At 45.7% G+C, this 798-nt stretch carries 2 protein-coding genes; both read right to left on the minus strand.

Annotation, left to right across the window (positions count from 1 at the left end):
- Positions 1 to 315, minus strand: a 315-nt coding sequence (locus R7R78_RS25530; protein ID WP_225474548.1) for a response regulator transcription factor, incomplete at its 3' end; no start/stop codon positions are given.
- Positions 299 to 798: sensor histidine kinase (locus tag R7R78_RS25535; RefSeq protein WP_263856320.1), on the minus strand; the 500-nt coding region annotated here is incomplete at its 5' end. The genes R7R78_RS25535 and R7R78_RS25530, both read right to left, overlap by 17 nt.

The raw sequence follows: 798 nt of genomic DNA on the forward strand, positions 1-798 counted from the left end.
CATGTACCCCACTGCTCCAGCCTGCATCACTTTCATGATGTATTCGCGGTTATCATGCATCGTAAGCATGAGAATTTTACTCTCTGGTAATTCCTCTTTAATCACACCCGTTGCTTCGATGCCATTCATGATTGGCATGCTGATGTCCATAAGCACAACATCCGGTCGCAGATGCTTAACGACCTCAATCGCTTCCAAGCCGTTGCTTGCAGTGCCAATCACATCAATGTCCGGCTCCAGCTCTAAACGCGCGATAAATCCATCTAACACCACTTGGTGATCATCGACGATCACCACACTAATCGGTTTGTCCATAAACTAATTCATCCAAATTCAAAAGCACGGTAATTTCCGTGCCTAAACCAAGCTCACTCATGAGTTCGAACTCGCCACCAATAAACTCCACACGTTCTTGCATGTTGCGCAAACCAATCCCTTGGCGATGCACAGCTTGGTTGACGACAAACCCTACGCCATCGTCTCTAATGAGTAATTGCAGCATATTGCCCATTTTTTGCAAAATCACCGTCACTTTTTTCGCTTTTGCATGCTTTTCAATGTTATTTAGCGACTCTTGCGCAACTCGGTACAGTGTTGTTGCGACTTCGGAGGTCAGCTTGTGCTGTTGAGTGTCAAAATGGCTGTCGATATCAATTCCAGAGTGTGAATGGAAATCTTGCAGCAATGTCGTCAACGCAGCTTCCAAACCGATATCATCCAATGCGCTTGGGCGAAGTAGATGGGAAATGTGTCGCACTTCATTAATTGCCGTCACCAAAGAACGTTGTGATTTGTCGA

The sequence above is a fragment of the Vibrio sp. 2134-1 genome, from assembly GCF_033339495.1.